This window comes from Candidatus Palauibacter sp. (genome assembly GCF_965237495.1).
In the GTDB taxonomy this organism is placed as follows: Bacteria; Gemmatimonadota; Gemmatimonadetes; order Palauibacterales; family Palauibacteraceae; genus Palauibacter.
In genome coordinates, this window is record NZ_OZ250143.1 from 946,241 (window position 1) to 971,316 (window position 25,076).

Consider the following 25,076-nt stretch of genomic DNA (forward strand, 5'->3'; position numbering starts at 1 on the left):
CCCCTCAGTTGTCCGCCGTGCCACTGGTGAGGGGCCGGTGGTGGTTGCGGAAGCGTGTCGCCCACCAGTCCCTCAGCAGGTTCGATTCGAATCGGTAGCCGTCGTCCCTCAGTTCCAGGTATCCGTCGTGGACCAGGATATCGAGTGTCTCCGTCACTTGGCGCGGCGTGTCCGACTTCACCTTTGAGTGCCGTTTCTCCAAAGCCCGCCGCGCGTCGGCCGAAAACACTTCCCGGGTGGCCGCTTCGGCGAGGATCTCCATCGCGAGGCCGAAGCGACCCTCATCTCCCAGCCCTTCGCGCAGCCGTGTCTCGTAGTGGGCGAGGTCATTCTGTCCCGATGGTCCGAGAAGTTCCGTGCGGTACACCTCGGCGACATCCGCGACCGTAATCCGATCGAGGTTCCCCATTATCGCGTATTCGCGCAGGCGGGCGAAAAAGGACTGCACATGTTGCGGAATCCCGATACCGAGGTGCTCGTATACCGAACTCGCGACGCCGTCGTCCACGGACAAGCCGTAGCTGTTCGCGAGGGTTTCGAAGCACTCGATGCTGGCTTCACGGCTCCACGGGGGCAGACGAACGGGATCCAGATAGTTGATTCGATCCGAGAGACCCAGCCGCTGGACCAGGGGAGCGAGCCCGATGCTGCCGGACACGATCAGCACCGGAGAGCTTCCGTCGACAGTCTGGAAGACGGCCCGCAGCCAGCTCAGGAACTCGTCCGTTCGACGAACGCCATCCTCGGCTTGTCGTGCTTGGCGCAGAGTCTGATGAGGCTTTCTCCGTGGCGCCGCCAGGTCCCTGGATTCAACCCGGAACGGAAATGAAGTGCGAACTCTTTTGCGCTGATCCTGTCGATGCTCCGGAATCGGTCGCGGAACCAGCGCCTCATGCCAATGGGACTGACGAGACGCGCGATTGGACGGATCGCATGGACGGCCTCGGCAAGGCTGGCGATCACATCTTCTTCGGTCGTGGCGCCCTCAACGTCAGCGAACAGAAAGACCCATCCCTCCTTCGTCAGCCGGTCCCCAAGTTCACGCAGGACGCTGGTCTTGCCCATGCGGCGCTGGCCGGTAAGGACCATGTGATTGCCGTCGCGGACTCGCGATTCAAGCAGTGCCAGCTCTTCTGCCCGGTCATGGAAGTCGTCACCGCTGACCCAGCGGCCGGTAGATGATTTCATTGCCTCTCCTTGGATCTAGAGGTATCGAGCCCGCGAATTCCGTCAGGGAACTCGTCGGGAACAGTACACAAGAGTTACACGTCAACGGATCTGTTGTCAACGAATACGTTGACGTTTTGTCCGGTCCTGCGAGTGGAGTCGAGCTATGGCCGGTGCTCCGGTCCGCGATCTCGCCGCTGGACGTTCCCGCGGGAACGCGTTCCCCCGCTCGTGTCCCCTCCGCAGCCTATTGCGCCCGTCCGCCGGCCGCTGTCCGATGTACCGGAGTCGGAGCCCGCGTGCCGGGCAGCCGGAGCCGTGACGTTGACTCGGACCCCGCCGCGCACAAGTACTTGTCCGGTCGCCGGGCCGAGAGGAGATAGCCATGCCGCCGCCAGCCGTCACATACCAGCTCCGAGTCGTCCTGCGGGGGACGAGCCCTCCCATCTGGCGCCGCATCCTCGTGTCGCCATCGATGACTCTCGCCCGCCTCCACGATGTGCTACAGGTGGTCATGGGGTGGGACGACTGCCATCTCCACATGTTCGTCAAGGGCGAGCGGCGCTTCAGCCCGCCCGACCCCTGGGGGAACGACTGGACGCCGCCCGGCATGCCCCGGGACCTCGACGAGAGGAAATGCCGGGTCAGGCACCTGCTGGAGAGGGAGAAGGAGTGGTTCGACTACGAGTACGATTTCGGCGACAGCTGGAGCCACCGGATCACGCTCCAGAAGATCCTGCCCCGTGACCCGAAGCAACGCCTGCCCGCATGCATTTCCGGGAAGCGCCGGTGTCCGCCGGAGGACTCCGGAGGCAGCTGGCTCTTCCAGGAGAAGCTGGAAATCCGGGACGATCCGGACCACGAGGATCACGAGTGGATCAGCGAGTGGATGGGCGAAGATTTCGATGCGGAAGCGTTCAGCGTGAGGGACGTGAATGAGCGGCTTCGGTACATGTTTCGCTGAGCGCGCGCGGCCGCGTCGCCCAGCTTCGGAGGCCACGACGGTCGACGGTCCGGCTGGCGAAGGACCTGGCGCGGGGGCGACGCGAGAGTGGCCTGAGTCGGCTTGCTGGCAGCGACTGATCGTCCCAGCCTTTGACCTCAACCTTACTCGCGGACCTCGACGGGGACGGCCGCATCGACCTCCTGTTCGCCAACGGCGGCAACTACGCCGAGCCCGGCGAACCCGAGCCCAACCGCGCCTTCCTGAACCGCGGCCCCCGGCCGGCCCTTCGAGGAGCGGACCGCACAGGTCTTCGGCCCCGCACCCGACCTCGCCCGCGTCATCAAGGCCCGGGACTTCGACGGGGACGGGGACACCGACATCTTCGTCGGCACCACCTACCAGACCCGGAGCCGCCTCTATCTGGGCACCGGCGGCGGCGCCTTCGAGGAACGCACGGACACCCACCTTCCGCGGCTTCCCCTCAGCCTCGGAGACGCGGAGCCCGGCGACGTGGACGGCGACCTCGATCTCGTGCTCGCGGACTGGGGACCGGGCAACAACATGACCAACGAGGGCGGGCGCACGCGGCTCTGGCTCAACGACGGGGCGGGGCGGTTCACGGACGCCACCGAGGGGCGCATGCCGGCCACGCTCGTGCGCTTCTCGTGGGATCTGGAACTCGTCGACGTGGACAACGACTTCGACCTCGACGCCCTCGTCTCATGTAAGCGCTGCGGGGGGAGCCTCCTCTTCCGCAACGACGGGACCGGCGCCTTCAAGGAGGACCCGCGCGCCCTGCCGCCGTACACGAACAACTACGAGTTCGAGGCCATGGACCTCGACGGGGACGGCTTCCTCGACCTCGTCACGATCAACGACGGGGAGATCGTGGGCGAACGCGGCTCGAGTCGGCGCGAGCATGTGTTCCGGAACGACGGCGAGGGGAGCTTCCGCGACGCGACCGACGCCTGGTGGCCCGCGCCGGAGAACATCGGCGAGGACGACAACGTCGCCGCCTTCCTCGACTTCGACTCGGACGGGGACGCGGACTTCCTCATCGGTTCCCTGAGCGGGCCCGACCGCCTGCTGCTGAACGACGGCACCGGCCGCCTGCGCGCGGCGCTGGAGGTGTTCGAGGGCGAGGACACCCCGGGCACGCTGGGCATGGCCCTCGCCGACCTGGACGGAGACGCCCGCATCGACGTGGTCATGTCCCAGGGCGAACCCCCCACCGCCGTCGAGGAGCGCGTCTTCCTCGGCCGGGGCCTGGACCCGGACACGGCCCCGCCGGTCGTCGGCCCGGTGCTGGCGGTGCGCGAAGCCGACCCCATCCGGATCACGGCCCGCGTCCACGACCGCAAGAGCCCATCCCTGGCCGCCGAATGGCGCCACGTCAAGGTGAGGTGGCGCGCCGCAGGGCACGAGAGGTTGGTCCCCATGCGCTGGTACGGCGAGTATCTGTGGCAGGCCCGGATCCCCCCGGAGGCGACGGAAGCCAGGGTCTGCGCCGCCGACGCCGCCGGCAACGAGACCTGCCGCGACGTCGAGCCGCTCGCCGGGTGACGGCTCCTGTGCCTGGAACTTACGCGGTGAGGGGCTGCCAGCGTTCTGGCCTCCCCAGGATTACTCCTTCTTAGCTGGTGGCGGGGGAGGTGGCGGGCTCTTTGGAGAGGGTACCGTGGGTATCGCCGGCGGCGGGAGATCCGATGGCCTTGGCCTGCCTGCCTTCTCCGTCCTTCCCGGCGCCCGTGCGTCTGTCGCCCACTTGGTACCTGATTCTGAGTGCTTCATAGGCTTCCTTAGTAGTAGCGTAGTTCAGTTTCCTGACCGTGTTCACGCCCGCCGCATCTTCGCGGAGGCGCACCTTTTCTGTCCTGGCCTGCAGGTTGTGAAATCTCTGAAGGACCACAGCGTCTTCTGCGTCGCTCCTGGTGCTCTCAACCCAGAGCTGGTGCCACTTCTGTTCGAGTTCCCAGATGCCCGATCTCGGGGTTGTCGCGAATCTCGCTACGATCCGTCACGGCGAGCCGCTCCTCGTGAGCCCGGGTTCGCTTTGCACGTCGAGGTCATCGATTACATTTGAGTCTGACCCCGCTCGCGCCTTCGTTGGGCACCGATGAAAACCCCCCAGCCGAAAGCCGCCGACCCGATGCTTGAGATCAGGAACCTCGTCAAGGTGTACCCCGGCCCCGTCGCGGCCCTGCAGGGTGTGTCGCTCGACGTGCCGAAGGGGATGTTCGGGCTCCTCGGGCCCAACGGGGCGGGGAAGACCACCCTCATGCGGATCGTGGCCGGGCTCCTCGAGCCGACCTCCGGCACCGTCCACTTCGACGGCGAGGACATCGTCGCCGACCCGCGCCGGATCCGGCGGCAGCTGGGCTACCTGCCGCAGGACTTCGGCTTCTACCCCCACCTGACGGGCGAGTCGATGCTGCGCTTCCTGCTCGTGCTCAAGGGGGTGGAGGCGCCGCAGGGGGTGAAGCGCCTCGCCGCGGCACTGCTCGACCGCGTGAACCTGTCCTACGCGGCCAGGCGCAAGGTGAAGGGCTACTCGGGCGGCATGCGGCAGCGGCTGGGGATCGCGCAGGCGCTGGCGGGAGACCCCCGGCTCCTGGTCGTGGACGAGCCGACCGCGGGCCTCGACCCCGAGGAGCGGCTCCGCTTCTACCGCCTGCTCGCGGAACTGGCCGAGGACCGGACGGTGCTCCTCTCCACGCACATCGTGGACGACATCTCGGTGCTCTGTCCCCGCGTCGCGATCATGTACGGAGGTCGCTTCGTGGCGGACACGACCCCCGCCGGGGCCCGGGACCGCCTCGCGGGCTCGATCTACCAGGGTGCCGTCGAGAAGGAGGATCTGGCCGGGATCGACCGCGACTACCGGGTCACCCAGGCGATCCTCATCGAGGGCCGCAACCAGGTCCGCATCCACCTCCCCGAGGGAGCGCCGCCGGCCGGCTTCCAGGCGTCCGAACCCACGCTGGAGGACGCCTACCTCCTCCTCGCGCAGGCCCACGGCGCCCAGCCCAACGGCACGGCGCTCACCGCCGGCGGTGAGCCCGCCGACGCCGAGGAGGCCGAAGCCGTCGCTGGGCCCGCCGAAACCGCCGCGGAGGAGCCCGCATCGTGAACGCCTTCTCGCGCTGGTGGGAGGTCGCGCGGCGGGAGTTCCGGGCCGGGTTCCGCCGTCCCGCCAACTGGGTCCTGCTCGTGATCCTGGGGCTCATGGCGCTGGGGCTGTCGGAGGGTTCGGTCACCGTCTCGACCGGCGACTCGAGCGTCGGCGGGGAGCGGCCGTACATCACGTCCGTCTACACCCAGAGCATGCTCCAGAGCATCGTCATGCTCGCGCTCGCGGCCTGGTTCCTCGCCATCTCGTGCGGGATGGTCGTGATCCGGGACCTCGAACTGCAGGTGACGGAGGTCTTCCATTCGACCCGCCTCACGCCGCGCGAGTACGTGTGGGGCAAGTTCGCCGGGGCGGTCGCGCTCTTCGTCGCCATCTGGCTTCTGTACGTGGGCCTCACGATGTTCTTCGCCCACGTCGTCGAGGGGACGGGGAGTTCCGACGTGATCGGCCCCTTCGCCTTCGACAACTACCTCTTCCCGACGCTCCTCTTCGGGGCGCCCCAGATCCTGCTCTTCGCGGGCGTCGCCTTCTTCCTCGGCACCTGGACGCGCCGCCCCATCGTCGTCTTCGCCTTCCCGATGGCGGCGCTCCTCGTCACCCTGACCTTCTTCGCCGGCTGGTCGCCGAGTTGGCTCGCGCCGGAGGTCAACCGGCTGCTCATGCTCGTCGACCCCTCCGGCTTCCGGTGGCTGAACGAGACCTTCCTCACGGTCGACCGCGGCGTGGAGTTCTACAACACGCAGCCGCTGCGGCCCGACGCGGGGTTCGTCATCAGCCGGCTGGCCGTCGCGCTCCTGGGACTCGCCGCCGTAGCGGTCGCGTCCCGCAGCTACGCCCGCAGGATGCTGGCCGGCGGCGCGCAGTCCCGCTTCCTGCGCCGACTTCGGCGCCGAAAGGCCCCCGCCGCCGCTCCGGTGCCCGCCGGCGCTCTGATCCCCGCCGCGGCCGCCGACCCAACCGCCGCCGCCTCGACGGAGCCGCTGGCGGACCTCGGCATGACCACCCGGCCACTCGGTTTCCGGAAGAGCGCCGGCGTCATCGCGCGCGGCGAGATCCGGGATCTGGTGGTGCGGCCGGGCATGTATCTGTTCGTGCCGCTGATCCTCTTCCAGACGCTCCAGACCACGCTGTTCGCCATCGGTCCCTTCGATTCGCGCATCCTGCTCACGCCGGGGGCCGTGGCGGGCCGCCAACTCAACACGCTCAACCTGCTGATCTGCTTCCTCCTCCTCTTCTACACCGTCGAGTCGCTGCACAAGGAACGCAGCCGACGCATGCACGAGATCTTCGGCGCGACGCCCGTCGGCACGGGGGCCGCCCTCCTCGGCAAGACCCTCGGCAACAGCGTCATGGCGGGGTTCATCCTGCTCGCGGCGCTCGTCGCCGACGCCGTGGTCATCCTCTACCAGCAGGTCCTCGGCGGCAGCCCGGTGGGGTTCGACCTCTTCCCCTTCGTCGCCATCTGGGGAGCGGTTCTCATCCCCACCTTCATCTTCTGGACGGCGCTCATTACGGCCCTCTTCTCCCTCCTTCGGAACCGGTACGCGGTGTACGGGATCGGGATCGGACTCATCATCTTTACCGTATTCAAGGTGCTGACGGGCGAGGGGCTGACGTGGGTGAACAACTGGCTCGGCTGGGGCGCCCTGAGCTGGAGCGACATGGGCGCCTTCACCCTGCACGGCACCCCGCTCCTCCTCAACCGCCTCCTCTACCTGAGCCTCGTGCCGCTCCTCGTCGCGCTCTCGGTGAAGTGGTTCGGCCGGCAGGACTTCGACGCGGTGGGGATCATCCACCGCCTCCGGCCCCGGCCGCTCCTGCTCGGCGCGCTGCGACTCCTGCCGCTGGCGCTCCCCGCGATCGTCCTCGCCTCGATCCTCGCGGTCGGCGGCGAATCCGGCTACGAGGGAGCAGCCGCGGAGGAATGGGGGAAGGACTACTGGGAGCGGAACACCGCGACCTGGACCGACTTCCGCATGCCGTCGGTGTCGCGCGTGGACGTCGATCTCGACTTCGAGCCGAGCGAGCGCTCCGTCGCCGTGAAGGGGGCGTACACCTTCTTCAACCACCGCGACCACGCGTACGAACAACTCCCGATCACGGCCGGCCCGTGGGATCCGATCGAATGGACCTTGGGCGGCGAGCCGTACGAACCCGACGACCGCGCGAACCTCTTCATCTTCACCCCCGACACCCCGCTGGAGCCCGGGGACACGCTCACGGTCGGATTCGAGTACGACTTCGTGTTCATGGAGGGGATGAGCCAGGGGCCTGGCGGGGCGGGGCAGTTCATCCTCGAATCGGGGATCGTGCTCACCGCCTTCGGGCCGACCTTCGTCCCGGTGCCGGGATACCTGTCGGGGATCGGCGTGGATGAGGACAACTCGGCCGAACCCCGCGACTACCCGGACGACTTCTACGAGGGCGAGACGGAGCCGGCCTTCGGCTGGGGGGGCGCGCCCTTCACGGTGCGGACGCGCATCACGACGCCCGAGGCCTTCACCGCCAACGGGGTCGGCCAACTCGTGAGCAGCGAGGTCGCCGACGGCCGGCGCACGGTGGTGTGGGAGACGGACCATCCGGTGAGCCTGTTCAACGTGATCGCCGGCAAGTACGCGGTGATCGAGGGGGACGGCACCGCGATCTACTATCACCCGGAGCACGACTACAATATCGAGGAGATGTCCGCCGCCCTCGACGCGGCGCGGAAGTACTACTCCGAGTGGTTCTATCCCTTCCCGTGGGATCTGCTCAAGATCTCCGAGTTCCCCGCCTACGCGGGCTACGCCCAGGGCTTCCCCACGAACATCACCTACAGCGAGGGGATCGGATTCCTCGCGAAGAGCGACCCGGTGTCGCACGTCGCGTTCATGGTCGTCGCGCACGAAGCCGCGCACCAATGGTGGGGGAACCTGCTCACCCCGGGCGAGGGCCCCGGCGGCAACGTCCTCTCGGAGGGCATGGCCCACTACGCCACCATGCTCCTGCACGAACAGGTGTACGGCGACCGCTACCGCATGGAGTTCGGCGAGCGGATCGAGTCGCGGTACGGCGACCGGCGCTTCGTCGACTCCGAGCGCCCCCTGGTCAGGATCGACGGCAGCCGCTCCGGGGACGGAACCGTCACCTACGACAAGGGCGGCTGGGTGATGTGGATGCTCCAGCAGGAGATGGGCCGCGAGAACATCCTCGCCGGCCTCCGCGCCTTCATCGGGAAGTACAACCCGGACCCGGATTTCCCGGTGATACAGGACATGCTGGCGGTGCTGCGCGGCTTCGCGCCGGACACCGCGGCGTTCGACGGGTTCGCCGACCAGTGGTCCCACGACGTGGTCGCGCCCGAGTACGAGCTCTCGGACGTGACGAAGACGCGGGAAAGCGACGGCGCCGCCGGCGACGTGTGGGTCGTGCGCGGGACGATCGAGAACGCGGGAACCGGCCACATGACGGTGCAGGTGGCCGCGACGGCGGGCGACCGCTGGTCCGACGAGGGCGACGACGCCGGCGGGTCGGTGGTCGCCGAGGGCTACCGCGACGCCCGCACCGAGGTGACGCTGGGCGCCGGCGAGTCGGTCGAGTTCGAGATCCGCGCCCCCTTCGACCCCGAGCAGGTGCTGGTCGACCCGGACGTGCTCGTCCTGCAACTCAACCGGGACGCCGCCGTGTTCGACTTCTGAGGACGGATCCCCCCGGCCCGAGGCCCCGGAAGGAATCAGCCCCTGGGTCACGGTGCACCTTCATCAAGCCCGTGCCCAAATGCGGAGCCGCTTCGGGGCGGTCGAGAGGGCGAGGTGTTGCGCTTGCGCGAACTCGCTCGGTACCCCCATAAATTGGGGGGGATCTACACGAAGATTGCCACTTGCGCGGTGACCGAACCGGAATCGCCCCGCGGCATCAATGACCGACCCTAAGCCTAAAGACAGGAGGTTAGGAACACATGGCCTCGAGACGCCTTGGGTTGAGGCATTTCGAACAACTCTCGAACCGGGCTGTCACTATACCTCGCCCAATTAGTATTAGTTGGAGTCGCTGGGCGCGTCGTCCCCCACCTGAGTACCCCGCCTGATCATCTCTGGGGCCCGGTTGCCGCGGGCCCTGCTCCGAAGACATCGCAAGATCTGAAGCACCGGCCTCAGCTGGGGCTGGCCAGGTCGTAGCGGACGTAAGCGCATCTTGGCGCCTCGGCCGGCTTGAGGTAAGTCCGGTCACGCTGGCCGCTCCGGTTCGAAGTGAATTGGTCACGCTCGGCCGCGCGTTGGCCTTCGACAAGATCCTGAGCGGGAACCGGGATGTCTCCTGCATGACCTGTCACCTTCCCGGGTTCGGGACCGGCGACGGCAAGTCACTGCCGGTCGGGGCTGGGGGCACTGGCCTGGGCCCGGATCGCGTGCACCCGGACGGCCAGTTCACCCTGCGGCACTCGCCTGCGCTCTTCAACCTTCACCGCCTACGCAAGTTCCTGTGGGATGGGCGAGTCGAGGAATTGGAGGTTGGTTCCATCCGAACCCCCGCCGGGGAGCAAATAGCTCCCGAAATGGAAGCCGTGTTCGAATTCGGCCCCCTGTCAGCCTTCTCGCTCTTCCCGGTCACGTCACGCGTGGAGATGCTGGGTACGGATAACGAGCTGGCCGACGTTCCGGACGAAGAGTTCACTGAATTGTGGTCCAGGATCATGGACAGACTGGGCGCGATCGAAGAGTATCGCCAGCTATTCGAAGCGGCATACGCGGGCACTTCGTTCGACGACATGAGCTTGGCGCACGCCACCAACGCCATCGGCGGCTTCCTCACCTCGGCGTTTTCGTTCTCGGACTCGCCCTGGGACCGCTTCCTGAGAGGTGATGACCACCAGCTCACGGAAGCCCAGTTGCGAGGGGCGAGAGACTTCATGACAGTCGGTTGTACGAAGTGCCACCAAACAGACATACTGGACGGCTTCCCGGGCAACGAGTGTCACAACGATGCCCTGGTGCAGTTCGGTCCAGGAACGGGGGACGGCCCGACGGGAACAGATGATTTCGGTCGTGAACGTGTCACGGGAGACCCTGCGGATCGTCGTCGATTCAAGACGCCTCCGCTGCGCAACGTCGAGTTGACGGCGCCCTACGGTCATGTGGGCCAGTTCGTGACGTTGAGGGGCTTCGTGGAGCACTACAACAATGTGGACAGCACGCTGGTCGCCTATGACGTCTCCCAGGTCGAGCCGCTGCTTCAGCGTACGCTGCTGCACAACTACGACGAGATCCTCGCGACGCGAGACACGCTGCTGCTGTCGATTCGTCTGGAGGAGACCGTGGTGGACGACCTGATCGAGTTCCTCAAGGCGCTGACGGACGACTCGGCGCGGGACCTCTCGGCGGTGACGCCATCCAGCGTTCCGAGCGGGCTCCCCATCGATCGGGCACGATGACCCGCTGACGGCCGGCCCGGCCGGCTGCGACGCTGAAACCCGGACGTCGCCGAAGGTGGGGTCTCCGACGATGTCGTGCCAGTGCTCGACGGGGAGCTGGCTGGAGAGGAGGGCTTGGTCCCCATGCGCTGGTACGGCGAGTATCTGTGGCGGGCGCGGATCCCCTCGCAGGCGACGGAAGCCACGGTCTGCGCCGCCGCCGCCGGCAACGAGACCTGCCTCCGGCTGCTCGCACGCGCGGCTTGGCCCCGAGCCGACCCCGGGCCAGAGCCTCTACTTCCTGAACAGCCCCTTCGTCCGGCGGCAGGCGGAACTGCTCGTGAACCGCCTCGCCGAGGAGGCCGAGCCCCCTGAGACGGTGGCCGAGAACACCGTCCGCTTGCTAGTCGAAGACCCGCCACCACCGGACTCGCTCGCCCGTGATCTCGCGGCGCTTCGACCCGGCGCCCGGCATTTCGGCCAAGTGCTCGAAGGCATCCACCAATCTGCCGTGGACATGCAGCGCACGATCGATGCCGGAGTGCTCCGCCACGTAGAGGAGGGTCTCCTCGAGTTCGTCCTCAGCGGTCTGGCTGAGCCGGTAACCAGCCGACACTCAGCCCTGTTCCTCGATTCGCTCTCTCAACCGTTGCATGGCCGCGGGACCGTCCGTCACGCGGTCGTCCAAGACTTCGCGAAGGGCGGTGTCGGCAAGTTGGCGGAAATGCGCTCGGACACGGTCCATGAGTGCGGGTGGGATCCTGTCTCTCTCCGCTTCGCTCATCCCCTCGTAGACCCACTTCTCGAGGAGCCTTCGGTGCTCCGCTTCCTCCAGCAGGCGCAACCCGTGCCGCACGACTTCGCTCGCGGTGCGGTAGTGCCCCAGCGAGATCAGTCGCTCGATGAACGCGTCCTGGTGAGGTGGAAGAGAGATGTTTCGAGTTTGCCGGATAACCATGCTCCGAGATCGTGCGTTCGCCGTGTTGTAGCAATTATTGCCACACAAATCGGTGTGTGCATGGCCCAACGACGTTCCCGCGGGAACGTCTCGGCAGCCCGCCACCGCTCGACCAGAGGCGGGCCGAGCAGTTTCCGGTTGATTGACGTTCAGGCGTATGTTCATTACGATGTGCATCGTAGTGTTCACGTACTCCCGCGCGAAGGACCTGGCCAGCGGTGAGAAGGGAGGATTCGTGGCAACAGCCGTAGCTCGAAGGCTCGACAGCATCAAGCGGACGGGCGGCATCTCCGCGCGAGAGGTCGCGCAGCTCCTGGAGACCACGCCGCAGACGGTATCGCGCTGGCGAACCGGCAGGTCCGCGCCACGGCCGAACAGCTTGGCCCGGCTCCTGCGGCTCGAATGGCTCGCGGACCAACTCGGCCAGGTGTATGAGCCCGACGAGGCCCGGATCTGGCTGTTCAGTCCCCACCGCGACATGGAAGGGCAGAGGCCGGTTGATCTCATTGCTGGCGGCAGGATGGACGAGGTGTTGACGATCATCGATCGCTTGCAGTCGGCGGCCTACGCCTGACTCGTGACGGCCCGAGGGTCCCGCACCGGCCCTTCGACCCGTCCCTGCGGGATCGGCTCGGCGGCGGAGGGCCGATTCGTTCCAGGAACCGTCGCCGTCACGAGTGCGCCCCACGAGCTGCTGGATGTGGCCCACGGCCGCATCGCCGTCCTCCGCCGCGGCGAGTTCGACGAGGAGTTCATCGAGGTTTACGAGGTCGAACTGCCCCGGTAATGCCTCACGACGTTCCCGCGGGAACGTTCCCGCGTTGACAGAACGCACACAATGTGTGACGGTTGGGACATGACCGTGGGCTTCGATTGGAACCGGGAGAAGAACCAACAGCTTGCTGAGCAACGGGGCATCTCGTTCGAGAGGGTCATCTCGGCGATGGAGCGAGGCGGCCTTGTGGACGTGCTGGGACACCCCAACCAGGAGCGGTATCCGGGCCAGATGATCTACGTCGTGGACATCGAACGGTGCCTCTATCTCGTCCCGTTCGTGACCGCCGCGGACGGCACGCGGTTCCTGAAGACGATCATCCCCAGCCGGAAGGCGACGCGGGACTATCAGAGGAGGCGATCGCCATGAGCGACCAACTGAACCAGGAAGAGCGGGAGATCCTGGAGAAGTTCGAGCGGGGTGACTTGCGCCCCGTTTCCGGCGTTGAAGTCGAAATGACGACCGCATGTGACGCGGCCCGCACGACCTTCAAGAAGACCCGGCGCGTCAATCTTCGGGTTACCGAACGCGACTTCGACCTCGCCCACGCGCGGGCCCGGGAGGAGGGAATCCCGTACCAGACGCTGCTCTCAAGCGTGATCCACAAGTACCTGTCCGGTCGCCTGACCGAGGAGAGATAGCCGTGCCGCCGCCGACAGTCACCTACCAGCTCAGAGTCGTCCTGAAGGGGATGAGCTCTCCGATCTGGCGCCGTGTCCTCGTGTCGCCAGCCATGACTCTTGCCCGCCTGCACGATGTGCTCCAGGCGGTCATGGGGTGGGAGGACTGCCACCTCCACATGTTCGTCAAGGGCGAGCGGCGCTTCAGCCGGCCCGGCCCGTGGGTGAACGACTGGACGCCGCCCGGAATGCCCCGGGACCTCGACGAGAGGAAATACCGGGTCAGGCACCTGCTGGAGAAGGAGAAGGACTGGATCGACTACGAGTACGATTTCGGCGACAGCTGGGACCACCGGATCACGCTCCAGAAGATCCGGCCCCGTGACCCGAAGCAACGCCTGCCCGCATGCATTGCCGGGAAGCGCCGGTGTCCGCCCGAAGACAGCGGAGGGACGTGGGGCTTCCAGGACAAGCTGCGCATCCTGGGCGATCCGGATGACGAGGAACACGAGTGGATCAGCGAGTGGATGGGCGAAGATTTCGATGCGGAAGCGTTCAGCGTGAGAGACGTGAACGAGCGGCTCCGGCACATGTTCCGCTGAGCTGCCGCCGGCTGCCGGCCGCGACTTCCGCCTCACCGACGTCCACGGCCAGGGTGATCCACGACGTCATCGCCGGACTTTGGGTACGAGTTGTGGATGCCGCCGCTTAGCCGTCCTCGTACCGTTCGCGTGCCGTCTTCCGGGCAGTGTGTACAACGTCGAGTATGGCCACTGCCTGGGCGGGCTCGTCAACGAAATAGTAGAGGACGTGCCTCATGACGAATCGCCCACGGATGTCCTCTTCCTCGAAATTGCCCACCACAGGGAACGCATGCGGATGAGTTTCGAGCGTAGCCACGCAGCGCATGATCTTCGCAAGCCAATCGCCGGCGCGGCCGCGACCGGCATCCTGCGCGATGTAGTTGGTGATCTCGCGAAACGAAGCAAGCGCTCTACGTGAGAATGCGACTTCGTAGCGCGTCACAGCTACACGTCGAGTTCATTCGCCAGCCGTTCGATAGCTTCCCTCGCGGGGATGCCTCGCTCGCCCGCCCTGTAGGCTCGGAGCGCCTCGCGCCACAGGTGGCCACGCTCGCCCGCATGGATCAGGAAGTCGTAGCGCTCCGGACTCATGACGACCATCGCGGCTTCGCCGTTCTGGGTGATGGTCTCGACCCGCCCATCCCGGATCCGCTTCAGATGTTCGCTTGTGCGCTGCCGGAAATGACTCAACGGGTACGTGTCTTGAGTGCGGTGCATGGCTCCTCCATACGTTATTCATACTGAATTCAGTATGGTAGGAGTTGAGCCGCGCGTCAACCCGGGAGAGGTGCCAGACGCAGCCGGCAAGCCGAGCACGTTCCCGCGGGAACGTCTCCACGAGGTCGCTTCGAGACTGGGCAGCTGGGACCGGGAACTTGCGCGAACCCTTTGCTCGCCCATAGGGTCCACGAAGCTCGGGCTCTGGCATGAGCGGAGCCCCGACACCGACAGCCCCTGAGCGGAATCGGGGCAAACGAGTAGTCATGTCCCGAGCTTTGCAGGGTCCCGTCACGGCGGTCCTGGCGGCGGGCCTTTCCGTCGCCAGCTTCGGTTGCCGCCAGGCTCCTCCGGGGGCGGCATCCCCCCTGGTCACCGTCGACTCGGCGGGCGTCGAGATCCTCCGCCTCTCCGACGTGCACGCTCTGGACCTTCCTCTGGTCGAGACGCGCCTGGTCTACTCCACGGCACCGGACGTTGAACTCGCCGACGTAGCGGGCGCGGTCTTCCTTCCGGACTCGTCGCTGGCCATCGCCGATCGCCAGTCGCGGGAGATCGTCTTTCTCGATCCGGACGGAGGTGTTCGCGCGCGCTCCGGCCGGGAGGGGGAAGGGCCGGGAGAATACACCTTCATCGAGCGGATCGGCGTCGGCGCGGATGGAACCCTCTTCGTCTACGATCGGCGCCAGCGGCGCTTCACCTTTCTCGACTCCCGGGGAGAGATGACCGGCGTCCAGAACCTCGACCAGGGCACGGGGCTCGGGGCGGCCGTGCCTCTCGTACGTCTGGCAGGCGGGGAGGTTCTCGCCGCGTTCGAGACGCGGCCACCGCTTCCTCCCGGGTTGCAGCGGGCCCCGGTCTTTCTCGTGTTCGCCGACGCCGCGGGGGTGATCGTCGACACTCTGGCGCAGTGGGCCGGCAAGGAGCGCCACGTCACGCGGGACGGGACGTGGAACCCGGTCATGTTCGGGGCCACGGCGCTCTTCGCGGGGCGCGGTGTTCACGCGCTCGTGGGGACGAACGATTCCCTGGCCCTGACCCTCTACCGGGGCGTGGAGCCGCTGACCCGGATTCGCGGGGGATATTCCCCGCGCGCAATCACCGCCCCGGAAAGAGACGCCTTGACCGAGCGCTCTCTCGGAAGGTTCCCGGAGGAAGTTCAGGCCGACTGGCGTCAAAGGCTGGAGGCGTCGACCGTGCCCGAGGCGTATCCGGCCTACGAGGCGCTCGCCGTGGATCCCGAGGGCAGGATCTGGATCGGAGATTATCCTCGGCCGGCCGATCCGGAGCGCCGATGGACGGTCCTCGAACCCGATGGGCGTCCGGTGGGTGTCCTCCATCTCCCCGTGCTGCACCCCAGGTGGGGGCCCTTGGAAACCGTCGCCATCACGAGCGAGCCGCACGAGCTGGTGGACGTCGCCCACGGCCGCATCGCCGTCCTCCGCCGCGGCGAGTTCGACGAGGAGTTCATCGAGGTGTACGAGGTCGAGCTTCCCGGGTAGGCAGGACACCGCCGCCCGACGGCGTACCCCGCCGCTGTGCTCCCCACGGGTTACATTCGCATCGTCCGATTCGCCAGTTCCGAGAGGAAACGAGGTTCGAGGAAACATTGAACGCGAACGCGATGCATCGTTGGATCCCCCCCTCCATGCTGGCGGTGCTGGCGGTCGCGCCCGCCATGGCGTGCGGCGGGTCGGATGGAACCACACAGCCGATCACACCTCCGCCGGTCGTACGGAATCGCCCCCCGACGGCGGTCACCATCCCGGCCCGGGAAGTGGTCGAAGGCGACACGCTGCGCCTCCCCGCCGCAGACTACTTCACGGACCCGGACGGGGACCGGCTCAGCTACCAGGCATTCACCTCGAACGATGAAGTGGCGGTCGTCCGGGTCGAAGGTGACTTCCTCGTCATCGAGGCGCTGGCCCGCGGGCGTGCCGTGCTGGCGTGGCGGGCGGAAGACCCGTCCGGCGCGAGCACGAGTACGCAGTTCGTTCTCCATGTGGTCCTGCCGCGCTCGGAAGACCATGCCGTATTGGTCGCGCTCCACGAGGCGCTCAACGGCCCGGAGTGGGGACGCACGGAGAACTGGCTGAGCCATGAACCGATCAGCGAGTGGGAAGGCGTGAGCACGGACGGCGACCGGCGGGTCACGAGCCTGTGGCTGTCATACAACAACCTGCGGGGCGCCTTTCCGTCCGAGATAGGTCGGTTGACCAGCCTCCAGTCCCTCGGCCTGGCCGGAAACAAGTTGACCGGTACCCTCCCCGAGGCACTGGCCAACCTCCCGGGCCTCCAGTCGTTGTACATTAACCACAATCAGATGAGCGGGGATCTGTCGGTGCTCGACAGGCTCGACCAGTTGACCGATGTCAACGCGCGCAGCAACTCGTTCACCGGCCCGATCCCCGAGTCGTTTACCATGCCCCGTATCATGTGGGCCCTCGACCTGGGCAAGAACCGCCTTACCGGCTCGATTCCCGCCGGCCTCGGCAACCTGAGCAAGACGCACACGCTGTACCTGGACGGCAACGAGTTGACCGGCCCCATTCCGCCCGAACTCGGGCAGTTGCCGGCACTGTCCCAACTGGACCTCGGAGACAACAACCTGACGGGTCCGATCCCGCCCGAACTCGGACAATTGTCATTCCTCTATACCCTGGACCTCGGCGACAACGAACTGACGGGTCCGATCCCGACGGCGCTCGGGAGCCTGCCCCGGATCTGGGACCTGTTCCTCGGCGGAAACGACCTGGAAGGAGGCGCGCCAGCGGAACTCTCCTATCTGCGGGGTTCGCTTGAAGTGCTGGATATCTCCCGGAACCCGAAGCTCACCGGTCCCATCCCGTCTTCATGGACGGACCTTCGTCTCCGGCGCATGATGGCGAACGACACGGACCTGTGCCTTCCGTCCACGGAAGAGTTCCGCGAGTGGCGCATGTGGACGCCGCGCGTCATGGCGCGGCCGTGCGGGGCGGGCGCCTTCCCGCTGTACCTCACCCAGGCGATCCAGTCGTTCGACTACCCTGTACCGCTCGTCGCGGGTGACTCGGCGCTCCTGCGCGTGTTCCCGACCACGGACGGGGACGGCACCTTCCCCGCGGTCACCGCGCGCTTCTACCTGGATGGCGCGGAAGTCCATGTGGTCGACATACCCTCGCGCGCCGACCCGATCCCCGCCGAAGTCGACGAAAGCGACCTGTTGAACTCGGCCAACGCCGTGATCCCCGCGGAGGTCATCCAGCCGGGGCTCGAGGTCGTCGTCGATGTCGACCCGGACGGTGAAGCCGATGCGTCGCTGGAGGTGACGCGACGCATCCCCGAGACCGGCCGCATCCCCGTCGACGTACGCGCCATGCCGGTGTTTCACATGATGGCGGTTCCGTTCATTGTCGACGCCGCCGACGACGCCCATATCGCGCAACTGGTCCAGGACCTGCACCCCGATCACGACTACCTGTGGGCGATGCGGGACCTGATGCCGATCGGCACGGTGGAGATATACCGGCACGATCCCGTCCAGGTATCGTCCCCGAGCGTTTGGCAACTTCTCGATGAGATAGAAGTCATCCGCGTCCTGGAAGGGACGAAGCACTACTACGCGGGGTTCGTGAACGCCAACGGCAACGGGATCGCGTGGATCGGGGGCAAGGCCTCGGTCCAGGATCCGGAGAAGCCCGAGGTCCTCGCGCATGAGATCGGGCACAACTTCAGCCTGAATCATGCGCCCGGGTGTGATGCGCCGAGGGTCGATCGCGCGTACCCGCACGGGGACGGGACTACGGATGTGTGGGGCTACGATTTTCGGGTCGACTCCCTGCGCGCGCCCGACTGGCCCGACGTGATGGGCTATTGCGAGTCCAACTGGGTGAGCAGCTACCACTTCGCCAACGCCATGGCGCATCGCGGGCGGGTCGAGGCCTGGGACAGCGCGTCTCCGGCGCGCGTAATCCTCGTGAGGGGCGGCGTCGACGGAGAAGGCGCGCCGTATCTGCGCCCCGTGTTCGATCTCGAGGCGTATCCGTATCTGCCGCGGGAAGACGGACCCTACGCGGTCACCGGCTACGCGGCGGATGGCGCGGCGCTGTTCTCGTACCGGTTCGACATGCAGCGCGCGGCGGACGGCGGCGGCGCGGGTTTCGCGTTCGCGCTCCCCGCCGAGGCCCGGCGGGGTGGCCGGCTGGCGCGGGTCACGCTCTCCGGGCCGGAAGGGACCGTGACGCTGGACGGCGCGACCGATCAGCCCTCGGCCATCGTGCGCGACCGGTCCACCGGCCAGGTCCGTGCCATCCTGACCGAAGCCACTCGAGGGTCGATCGCCCGATCCGTTGACGCACTCCTCCTCGACGACCCGACACTGGACGTGACCCTGAGCCGAGGCATCCCGCGCTGAGGCGCGGGAGGAGTGGGAGCAGGAGCAGGCCAAGCTGCGCGAGCTGGCCGCGAAGCTCCGGCGGGAATAGCCGCGTGTGCCGTCTCTACAGCGGTCCCGGAGTGCGACGATCCAGCGACACGTTTCCACACGCAATCCAAACCGAATTCAGTATCATCGCGGGTTCCCGCGGGAACGTGCGCGAACCCTTTGCCAGCTCCGAGGGTCTACGAATCGCTGGTTCCGGTAGGGACTGAGACCCCGAGCAAACAACGCCCGCCGGGAAGAGAGAAGGAGAAGGATCATGCGCCGATGTATCCCGGGTCTCGCAGCCGTGGATCCCGAGGGCAGGATCTGGATCGGAGATTATCCCCCCCCGGCCGATCCGGAGCGCCGATGGACGGTCCTCCAACCCGATGGGCGTCCGGTGGGTGTCCTCCGTCTTCCCGTGCTGCACGCCAGGTGGGGGCCCTTGGAAACCGTTGCCATCACGAGCGCGCCGCACGAGCTGGTGGACGTCGCCCACGGCCGCATCGCCGTCCTCCGCCGCGGCGAGTTCGACGAGGAGTTCATCGACGTGTACGAGATCGAGCTGCCCCGATAGGGCCGGACGACGCTCCCGACTCGGGATCTTCCCGCGCACTCTTCGGTAGGACAGCCGATTGCGCCACGACTCGGCCCTGACGCGAAACCCTGAAGGGAGACGATCTCATGCGAGACGAGCGCGGGCCCGTGCTCGGAGTATTCCTGCTGGCCATGGCTTCAGCGACGATTCACGGCGAGGCCAGCGGCCAGGGTGTCGCGGGTGCCGCGTCGAACTGGACAGTGAGTCCGGAGCCCGAGAGCGTCTACGGCTGGTTGGAGGGAGAGCCGAACAGCGATTTCTCGGACATTGTCGGCGCGGCCCATGGCCCGGATGGAAACATCGCCGTGGCGGATCGACGGCTGGCGATGATCACAGTCTTTTCCGTCGACGGGACGGTCATGGCCGCGATGGGGCGCGAGGGTGATGGGCCGGGAGAGTTCCGCAGCCTCTCGGGCCTCGTCGTGGACGGAGAGGGTCGGCTTGTCGTGTTTGATGACACGCATCAGCGGCGCTCGGAATGGACCTTCGACGGCACATTGGTGGGAGATACGCGGCTCCGTCGCGAGGGCACTGACAGAGAGATCGGTGCGGTCGGACAGTTCGCGGACGGCAGTTGGTACGCACGCGAGAGGGACCGGCTGGTCGCGACCGACGTGGGTGGCGTGGGCCGCGATACGGTCGGCTATCACCGGCTGGGGGACGACGGCGCGGTCGGCGAGGCGCTCGTACGGGTGCCGGGACGCGTCACCTCAATGTTCAGCGCCGGGGGCATGCCCCCCGGCATACGCGGCGCGCTGTTTTCTCCGCGGGCCCTGGGCGCCACGCGAGGCAACTGCCTGCTGGCCGGCGCCAGCGACGGACCCGTTCTTCAGATCTTCGATCAAACCGGGGCAGCGCGCGGTGAGTTGCGCCTCGAGGTCCAGGTGGATCGTGCGACGGAAGACCACAGAAAAGAGTGGATCTCGGAGAGCATCGCGTCTTTTGCGCGTATGTCCGGGGATGAGGTGGGCCCCCAGCAGCGCCAGATGATCGAAGCGATGGGAGAAGCAGTAGGGATGGCCGAGCGGATCCCGTTCGCCTACGACCTCATCGTGGACGACCTGGGATATGTCTGGATCCAGCCGTATCAACTTCCCGATGGCCCGGGCAATTCGGAATGGCGGGTCTTCGCGGAGACCGGCAAGGCGATCGGAACCGTCGAATTGCCCGACGGTTTTCGCGTGCTGGCCATATCGGCGGACGCCGTCGTGGGCGTCCGGACCGATGATCTCGGCCGACAGTTCGTGCAGGTCCACGCCCTGGACCGCCGCGGCGATGTCGAGAGCCGCCCCCTTCCCCCGGGGTGTGGCTGAGCCGGTAGCCCGCCGACGCCCGGAGGACGTTCCCGCGGGAACGTTTCCCCGGCCCTCGTGTTCATCCCTAACCGAGTGCGGCCGGGCTCCGCGCGCAGCTGCACCCCCGCGCCGCCGGGGTCGACTTCCGCGAGCAGATCAAGGAGGCGTCACACCTCAAGATCCCCTACATGGCCCTCGTAGGCCGCCGCGAAGCCGCGGAAGGGACGGTCTCACTCCGCGCCCGTGGCGCGAGGAAGAAGCAGGTGACGCTGCCCGCGGACGAAGCCGTGGACCGCCTCCGGCGCGAGTCGGAGGCCCGTGAACTGTGGGGCGCCGGCGACACGATGCGGACTACCTGAGGAGCCACCGGCCGACCCGTTTCCTGTAGGCCGCGTACTCCTCGCCGAACTTCCGGGTGAGATGCGGCTCCTCGTAGAAACGCACGAAGAGGGAGAAGATGACGAACCAGGCGGCCGCGTACGCCGCGAGGATGCCGGCCCCGAAGAGGACCGCCCACCCCGCGATCACGCTCAGCACGCCCACATACATGGGATTTCGCGAGTAGCGGTAGAGCCCCTGGATCACGAGCCGTTTCGGCTGGTCGATCGGCGCCGGCGTCCCCTGGCCGGCCACCACGAAGTCCCAAGCGCAGCGCAGGAAGATCGCGGCCCCGAGCGCGAGGAGGAGGAGAGCCGCGCCCAGGGTCGCCCCGCCGCCGGCCGTGCGCCCCCGGACGATGAAGAGCGGGAGGAACACGGCGACCATCCCGGGCGCCACGACGGAAAACAGCGCGGTCTTCAGGAACAGCCTCGTGTTTTGCTTCATGCAGGAGATGTCGCGCTCCCTGGGGGGTTGGCGCGCTTCAGGCCGTTAGTTCACCTGGAACGTCACCCACTGCGAGACCCAGACGGCCGTGACCTTTTCGCGGTTCATGGCAGGCGCGAACCTCATCGTCGGGACGACCCTGCCGGCCGCTTCGTCGAGCAGCGCCTTGTCGGAGGAGGTCTTGATCTCGAAGTTCTCGACGACCCCCTCTTCCGACACGTACAGCCACATTTCGACGCTCCCACCGATCCCCGCATCCTTGAGCGCCCGCGGGTATTCCCGTTCCATCTCCCGCTGTACCTCCGCCTGATTCAGCATGACGGGATGCGTGTCGAAGGGAATGAACGACGGACGGTCCCTCGGACCGGCTTCCGGGGGAGGCGGAGGAAGCTGCCCGCCCCGGAACCGATCGGGGGTCGTCGGCTCGATCGTGATCTCGTCGGAGATATCAATCGGGGAGATCCTGGGGGCGGCCGGCCGGGCGATCGCTTCCGGGGGAGGCGGAATCCTGACCTCGGGCGGGAAGTTGATCGATTCGATTTCGTTGGCGCCGCCCCCCAGGTCCGCGGCCTCGAACGGCCGCACGAGGACGAAGAGCCCGAAGTGGAGACAGACCGCGACCAGAAAGCCGGCCTGTGTCCATTTCGGGCTTGCCAACTTGAACCTGTCGTTCGCGGTGAGCCGAATGCCGGTGTCTTCCATCAAAATCGCCTCCCGGTTCCTGGCAGCCCCCCGCTAAGCCCCTGCGGCGTTCAAGCGGCGGCGGCTTCCCGACTATCCCGAAAGGGACCCCGCCGGCTCATGTTTGTTCCCCGGGGGATGATCGCTACGGGCAGGAGAAGTCGCGCCGCCCGCAGTGTCCCGGCGCTCAGCGAGGTCGGTGGAAGAAGACGGTTTCGGCGATCCGCTCGAACAGGTTCCAACTCAGAAGTCCGGCTTTCAGCGCCCGCGCCACCGGCAGGTGGTCGAAGCCCCAGCGCGCGGCGCGTTTCAGGGCGAGGTTCGGGTACGCGCGGCGAAGGACGGTGCCGGGGTGGGGCCCGCCGTCCAGGTGATCCGCGAGCGCGTCCCCGGCGAGCTTGCCGAACCGATAGGCCTGATGGATGCCGCCGGCCGTGAGGGGCGACACCATGCCGGCCGCGTCTCCGACGAGCAGGACGCGGTCCGCGTAGAAGTTCCTGAGGAGGCCGCCGATCGGGATGACGCCGCCGCGTTTCTCCAGCACCCGCCGCCCGGACAACCCGAACAGATGGTCGATCTTCTCGCTGAACTTCTGCACGTCCGCCCTGCGGTCGCGATAGACGGCCAACCCCACCTGGGTCGCCGAGACGCCGGGCACCACCCACCCGATGTAGCCCGGCGCGCACTCCGGATCGATGAAGCAGTGCAGGCAATCGCCGTCGCCGCTCCGGGGTTCGTACTCCCACTCCACGCCCTTGAGAAGCCGGCGGTTGCGGTCGAGCCCGAGGCTCTCGGCTACTCTGGAGCGCGCGCCGTCGGCCCCGATCAGGAATCGGCAGGTGACGCCCGAAGCCGCCCCCGGGGCCGCGCCTGAGCCCGCGAGAGTAAGCGGAATTCGTCCCGGCACCACGCCCTCGTAGGGAGCGCCGAACCGGACTTCGGCGCCCGAGCGCCGGGTCTCGTCGACCAGGTGTCGCATGAGCCCCGCGGTATCCGTCGCCATGAAGAAGTAGGTGTCGCGCTCCAGTTCCACGAAGCGGTGGCTCGGATCGTAGACTCGCACCCGGCTTATCCTGCGGACCAGGGACTGAGGTGCGGCCCATTCGTCCCACGCCTCCTTGACCAGGATCCCGGTCGTGTGGATGCGCTCCCCCGGCTCGGACTGCCGCTCCACCACGAGCACGGAGAGGCCGCGCTCCGCCGCCCGCCGGGCGCAGGCGAGCCCCGCGAATCCGGCCCCGACCACGACGAGATCGTAGTCGGCGGACTCCTGTAGCGGGCCGATTCCCGTCAAGGTCCGTCTGGTTGTCTCAGGAATCGTTCTTGCGGGAACGTCGGGGCCGCTGGCTCTCGGCGGGCGGCCAATCGGGCATCGCGCGCAACATGTACCGATCAAACATTGGGACGGTGAAGGCCGTGAGTCCGTGTGAAGGGCTCCAGATCATCCCCTTGGCAATCAGGCCGGTCCGGCGGGGCCCGGCGGAGGTGACCGCAATGCCCAACTCTGCCGCCACCTCCCCTGAACGGTGCGGACCAGGGCCCAACTCCGCCATCGCTCTCAGGTACTCCTGCTCTTTCGGCGTCAAGCGATCGAAGCGAACGCGGAAGAAGCTCGCATCCAAGGCCGCCACGGCCCTGGTGCCGGCCGAGACAACGTCCCGGCGAGTGATGCGTGATTCGGGCGCGGCGTCCCAGGAATGCGCTCCCCACTCCTGGAGGAAATAGGGATAGCCTTCGGTACGTGCACCGATCTCCGACAGAGCGTCATCGCTGATGCTGGCGCCCGCCTCCTCGATCGGAACGCGAATGGCAGTCTCTATGGAGCTCTCATCAAGCGGACCGACGTTGGGGAAAGCGAAAAGACGTTCCGCATAGCTCTTGGCCTCTCCGGACACGGCCGCGAGCTGCGGCAAGCCCGCTCCGAGCATGATCAGGGGCAGTGCCCTCTGGCTGATTCGGTGAAGCGCCACAATGAGGGCACTCAAGTCTTCGTCGTTGAGATATTGAACCTCGTCGATCAGGATGGCCGTCGGCTGATCGGCGGCCTTTGCGGCCTCCCCAACCAGGACCAGGAGGTCCGTCAGATCGGTTTCGAGGTCTCCCGATGCGGCCAAGCCCGGCTCGGCATTCACGCCGACTTCCAGCCCCGCGTAGGATACCTTGAAGGCGCTGGCGAAATTGCGAAGGGCGCCAAGGGCCTGGTTGGAAAGGATCCGGGCCTTCTCGCTGCGGCTGAGCCGGTAGAGCAGGCTGCGAAGCCGGGGGACGAGGAGCCCTGCCAGGCGGCGCTCCTCCGGAGCCTCGATCAGGGCGGTCGCGTAGCCCGTAGCTTCTGCGAGTTCCCCGATCCGGACCAGGAGAACCGTCTTCCCCACGCCACGGAGGCCGAGGAGCATCATACTCTTCGCGTGGCGTCCAGCCTGGATTCGTCGCAGGGCGATGTCAGCCGCTTCGAGCAACTCGTCGCGACCGGCCAAGGCAGGGGGCCTCGATCCCGCCCCGGGTGCGAAAGGGTTGGCAACCGGATCCATCGAACCTCCGCAAGAAGTTAGGGGAAGTTATGCACATCTAACGCAGTATTCTCCATAACTACCCCTAACTCTGTCAAGAAACGGGCCCGCCCGTCCGCTACGGGCAGGAGAAGTCGCGCCTTCGAGGCCTCAGCACCCGCAGGTGACCTCGGCTCCGACCTGCGCGTCGACACCCTCCGTCGCGTAGCCGTCGCGCTTCCACCAGTCGAGGCCGCCCATGAGTTCGCGCACCTCGAAGCCCAGCGTCAGGAGCTTGAGCGCCGTTTTCGTCGAGGCGTTGCAGCCGATCCCGTCGCAGTAACAGACGTAGTGCCTGGACCTGTCCAGCGACGCCGTGGATTCGGCGCTGATCTCGCTGTGCGGCAGGTTCACGGCACCGGGGATGTGCTCCCGCGCGTAGGCCTTGGCGGAACGGCCGTCGGCCACCACGACGGCTTCGTCCCGGCCCAGCGCCCGGCAAT

25 protein-coding genes and 1 pseudogene are annotated in these 25,076 nt (G+C 67.0%); 15 read left to right on the forward strand and 11 right to left on the reverse strand.

What is annotated here, in order from left to right:
• Positions 1-4 precede the first annotated feature (4 nt).
• Both ACPXY0_RS03915 and ACPXY0_RS03920 read right to left on the reverse strand, forming a co-directional pair.
• Positions 5-667: a hypothetical protein gene (locus tag ACPXY0_RS03915; RefSeq protein WP_423928666.1), complete on the reverse strand. Its 663-nt coding sequence runs from the start codon at positions 665-667 to the stop codon at positions 5-7.
• 44 nt (positions 668-711) lie between these two features.
• Entirely contained in the window at positions 712-1,188 is a 477-nt protein-coding gene (locus tag ACPXY0_RS03920; protein WP_423928668.1) for a hypothetical protein, read from the reverse strand.
• A gap of 364 nt (positions 1,189-1,552) precedes the next feature.
• On the opposite strand from ACPXY0_RS03920, the gene ACPXY0_RS03925 reads away from it, so the two are divergent.
• From ACPXY0_RS03925 to ACPXY0_RS03945, 5 genes are all read left to right on the forward strand, one after another.
• Entirely contained in the window at positions 1,553-2,131 is a 579-nt protein-coding gene (locus tag ACPXY0_RS03925) for a plasmid pRiA4b ORF-3 family protein (RefSeq protein WP_423928670.1), read from the forward strand.
• Positions 2,132-2,452: 321 nt separating this feature from the next.
• Positions 2,453-3,676, forward strand: a complete 1,224-nt coding sequence (locus ACPXY0_RS03930) for an FG-GAP repeat domain-containing protein (RefSeq protein ID WP_423930559.1) — start codon at positions 2,453-2,455, stop codon at positions 3,674-3,676.
• A gap of 586 nt (positions 3,677-4,262) precedes the next feature.
• Positions 4,263-5,243, forward strand: a complete 981-nt coding sequence (locus ACPXY0_RS03935; RefSeq protein ID WP_423928672.1) for an ABC transporter ATP-binding protein — start codon at positions 4,263-4,265, stop codon at positions 5,241-5,243.
• A complete protein-coding gene (locus tag ACPXY0_RS03940) occupies positions 5,240-8,920 on the forward strand; it encodes an ABC transporter permease/M1 family aminopeptidase (protein WP_423928674.1) in 3,681 nt (1,226 codons plus the stop codon). Before ACPXY0_RS03935 ends, ACPXY0_RS03940 begins: the two co-directional genes overlap by 4 nt.
• 557 nt (positions 8,921-9,477) lie before the next feature.
• Positions 9,478-10,653 carry a cytochrome-c peroxidase gene (locus ACPXY0_RS03945; protein WP_423928676.1) on the forward strand — a complete coding sequence of 392 codons (1,176 nt, stop codon included), beginning with the start codon at positions 9,478-9,480 and terminating at the stop codon, positions 10,651-10,653.
• Between the two features lie 382 nt (positions 10,654-11,035).
• Here ACPXY0_RS03945 and ACPXY0_RS03950 read toward each other — a convergent pair whose 3' ends face one another.
• Together ACPXY0_RS03950 and ACPXY0_RS03955 are read right to left on the reverse strand one after the other, a co-directional pair.
• Positions 11,036-11,248 (reverse strand): type II toxin-antitoxin system RelE/ParE family toxin, encoded by a 213-nt coding sequence (locus tag ACPXY0_RS03950; RefSeq protein WP_423928678.1) that lies wholly within the window; start codon positions 11,246-11,248, stop codon positions 11,036-11,038.
• Positions 11,249-11,590 (reverse strand): type II toxin-antitoxin system ParD family antitoxin, encoded by a 342-nt coding sequence (locus tag ACPXY0_RS03955; protein WP_423928680.1) that lies wholly within the window; start codon positions 11,588-11,590, stop codon positions 11,249-11,251.
• A gap of 235 nt (positions 11,591-11,825) precedes the next feature.
• On the opposite strand from ACPXY0_RS03955, the gene ACPXY0_RS03960 reads away from it, so the two are divergent.
• The 5 genes from ACPXY0_RS03960 to ACPXY0_RS03980 all read left to right on the forward strand — a co-directional run bounded on the left by ACPXY0_RS03960 (position 11,826) and on the right by ACPXY0_RS03980 (position 13,587).
• On the forward strand, positions 11,826-12,164 hold the full coding sequence (locus ACPXY0_RS03960; protein ID WP_423928682.1) for an antitoxin Xre/MbcA/ParS toxin-binding domain-containing protein: 339 nt from the start codon (positions 11,826-11,828) through the stop codon (positions 12,162-12,164).
• Between the two features lie 3 nt (positions 12,165-12,167).
• A complete protein-coding gene (locus ACPXY0_RS03965) occupies positions 12,168-12,377 on the forward strand; it encodes a hypothetical protein (RefSeq protein ID WP_423928684.1) in 210 nt (69 codons plus the stop codon).
• A 75-nt stretch (positions 12,378-12,452) separates the two neighbouring features.
• Complete coding sequence (locus ACPXY0_RS03970) at positions 12,453-12,734, forward strand: toxin (RefSeq protein WP_423928686.1); 282 nt, start codon at positions 12,453-12,455, stop codon at positions 12,732-12,734.
• Entirely contained in the window at positions 12,731-13,006 is a 276-nt protein-coding gene (locus tag ACPXY0_RS03975) for an antitoxin (RefSeq protein WP_423928688.1), read from the forward strand. The genes ACPXY0_RS03970 and ACPXY0_RS03975 overlap by 4 nt, the downstream gene beginning before the upstream one ends.
• A gap of 2 nt (positions 13,007-13,008) precedes the next feature.
• Positions 13,009-13,587: a plasmid pRiA4b ORF-3 family protein gene (locus ACPXY0_RS03980; protein ID WP_423928690.1), complete on the forward strand. Its 579-nt coding sequence runs from the start codon at positions 13,009-13,011 to the stop codon at positions 13,585-13,587.
• A 106-nt stretch (positions 13,588-13,693) separates the two neighbouring features.
• On the opposite strand, the gene ACPXY0_RS03985 is transcribed toward ACPXY0_RS03980, so the two are convergent.
• Positions 13,694-14,011, reverse strand: a complete 318-nt coding sequence (locus ACPXY0_RS03985; RefSeq protein ID WP_423928692.1) for a type II toxin-antitoxin system RelE/ParE family toxin — start codon at positions 14,009-14,011, stop codon at positions 13,694-13,696.
• Between the two features lie 2 nt (positions 14,012-14,013).
• The gene (locus tag ACPXY0_RS03990; RefSeq protein ID WP_423928694.1) at positions 14,014-14,286 is read right to left on the reverse strand and encodes a type II toxin-antitoxin system prevent-host-death family antitoxin; all 273 of its coding nucleotides are present in this window, start codon (positions 14,284-14,286) and stop codon (positions 14,014-14,016) included.
• 266 nt (positions 14,287-14,552) lie between these two features.
• Between ACPXY0_RS03990 and ACPXY0_RS03995 the strand changes: the two genes are divergently transcribed.
• The 5 genes and pseudogenes from ACPXY0_RS03995 to ACPXY0_RS04015 all read left to right on the forward strand — a co-directional run.
• Positions 14,553-15,788 (forward strand): hypothetical protein, encoded by a 1,236-nt coding sequence (locus ACPXY0_RS03995; protein ID WP_423928696.1) that lies wholly within the window; start codon positions 14,553-14,555, stop codon positions 15,786-15,788.
• A gap of 122 nt (positions 15,789-15,910) precedes the next feature.
• Entirely contained in the window at positions 15,911-18,679 is a 2,769-nt protein-coding gene (locus tag ACPXY0_RS04000) for a leucine-rich repeat domain-containing protein (protein WP_423928698.1), read from the forward strand.
• Between the two features lie 283 nt (positions 18,680-18,962).
• Positions 18,963-19,262 carry a hypothetical protein gene (locus tag ACPXY0_RS04005; protein ID WP_423928700.1) on the forward strand — a complete coding sequence of 100 codons (300 nt, stop codon included), beginning with the start codon at positions 18,963-18,965 and terminating at the stop codon, positions 19,260-19,262.
• A gap of 107 nt (positions 19,263-19,369) precedes the next feature.
• Complete coding sequence (locus ACPXY0_RS04010; protein ID WP_423928702.1) at positions 19,370-20,596, forward strand: 6-bladed beta-propeller; 1,227 nt, start codon at positions 19,370-19,372, stop codon at positions 20,594-20,596.
• A gap of 89 nt (positions 20,597-20,685) precedes the next feature.
• Positions 20,686-20,937 (forward strand): annotated as a pseudogene (locus tag ACPXY0_RS04015) (His/Gly/Thr/Pro-type tRNA ligase C-terminal domain-containing protein); the annotation flags it as partial.
• On the opposite strand, the gene ACPXY0_RS04020 reads toward ACPXY0_RS04015, so the two are convergent.
• The 5 genes from ACPXY0_RS04020 to ACPXY0_RS04040 all read right to left on the reverse strand — a co-directional run bounded on the left by ACPXY0_RS04020 (position 20,930) and on the right by ACPXY0_RS04040 (position 25,065).
• Positions 20,930-21,403 carry a methyltransferase family protein gene (locus ACPXY0_RS04020; protein ID WP_423928704.1) on the reverse strand — a complete coding sequence of 158 codons (474 nt, stop codon included), beginning with the start codon at positions 21,401-21,403 and terminating at the stop codon, positions 20,930-20,932. The pseudogene ACPXY0_RS04015 and the gene ACPXY0_RS04020 overlap by 8 nt on opposite strands.
• A gap of 45 nt (positions 21,404-21,448) precedes the next feature.
• Positions 21,449-22,105 (reverse strand): energy transducer TonB, encoded by a 657-nt coding sequence (locus tag ACPXY0_RS04025; protein WP_423928706.1) that lies wholly within the window; start codon positions 22,103-22,105, stop codon positions 21,449-21,451.
• Positions 22,106-22,271: 166 nt separating this feature from the next.
• Positions 22,272-23,378, reverse strand: a complete 1,107-nt coding sequence (locus tag ACPXY0_RS04030) for an NAD(P)/FAD-dependent oxidoreductase (protein WP_423928708.1) — start codon at positions 23,376-23,378, stop codon at positions 22,272-22,274.
• A gap of 16 nt (positions 23,379-23,394) precedes the next feature.
• Positions 23,395-24,615: an ATP-binding protein gene (locus ACPXY0_RS04035; protein ID WP_423928710.1), complete on the reverse strand. Its 1,221-nt coding sequence runs from the start codon at positions 24,613-24,615 to the stop codon at positions 23,395-23,397.
• A 129-nt stretch (positions 24,616-24,744) separates the two neighbouring features.
• Positions 24,745-25,065 (reverse strand): rhodanese-like domain-containing protein, encoded by a 321-nt coding sequence (locus ACPXY0_RS04040; RefSeq protein ID WP_423930561.1) that lies wholly within the window; start codon positions 25,063-25,065, stop codon positions 24,745-24,747.
• Positions 25,066-25,076 lie beyond the last annotated feature (11 nt).

What these genes read in the sequence shown, in the direction of transcription:
- ACPXY0_RS03920 (WP_423928668.1), bottom strand. Translation starts at nt 1,188, where the DNA reads ATGAAATCATCTACCGGCCGCTGGGTCAGCGGTGACGACTTCCATGAC.
- ACPXY0_RS03925 (WP_423928670.1), top strand. Translation starts at nt 1,553, where the DNA reads ATGCCGCCGCCAGCCGTCACATACCAGCTCCGAGTCGTCCTGCGGGGG.
- ACPXY0_RS03935 (WP_423928672.1), top strand. Translation starts at nt 4,263, where the DNA reads ATGCTTGAGATCAGGAACCTCGTCAAGGTGTACCCCGGCCCCGTCGCG.
- ACPXY0_RS03955 (WP_423928680.1), bottom strand. Translation starts at nt 11,590, where the DNA reads ATGGTTATCCGGCAAACTCGAAACATCTCTCTTCCACCTCACCAGGAC.
- ACPXY0_RS03975 (WP_423928688.1), top strand. Translation starts at nt 12,731, where the DNA reads ATGAGCGACCAACTGAACCAGGAAGAGCGGGAGATCCTGGAGAAGTTC.
- ACPXY0_RS03990 (WP_423928694.1), bottom strand. Translation starts at nt 14,286, where the DNA reads ATGCACCGCACTCAAGACACGTACCCGTTGAGTCATTTCCGGCAGCGC.
- ACPXY0_RS03995 (WP_423928696.1), top strand. Translation starts at nt 14,553, where the DNA reads ATGTCCCGAGCTTTGCAGGGTCCCGTCACGGCGGTCCTGGCGGCGGGC.
- ACPXY0_RS04000 (WP_423928698.1), top strand. Translation starts at nt 15,911, where the DNA reads ATGCATCGTTGGATCCCCCCCTCCATGCTGGCGGTGCTGGCGGTCGCG.
- ACPXY0_RS04005 (WP_423928700.1), top strand. Translation starts at nt 18,963, where the DNA reads ATGCGCCGATGTATCCCGGGTCTCGCAGCCGTGGATCCCGAGGGCAGG.
- ACPXY0_RS04010 (WP_423928702.1), top strand. Translation starts at nt 19,370, where the DNA reads ATGCGAGACGAGCGCGGGCCCGTGCTCGGAGTATTCCTGCTGGCCATG.
- ACPXY0_RS04020 (WP_423928704.1), bottom strand. Translation starts at nt 21,403, where the DNA reads ATGAAGCAAAACACGAGGCTGTTCCTGAAGACCGCGCTGTTTTCCGTC.
- ACPXY0_RS04025 (WP_423928706.1), bottom strand. Translation starts at nt 22,105, where the DNA reads ATGGAAGACACCGGCATTCGGCTCACCGCGAACGACAGGTTCAAGTTG.
- ACPXY0_RS04035 (WP_423928710.1), bottom strand. Translation starts at nt 24,615, where the DNA reads ATGGATCCGGTTGCCAACCCTTTCGCACCCGGGGCGGGATCGAGGCCC.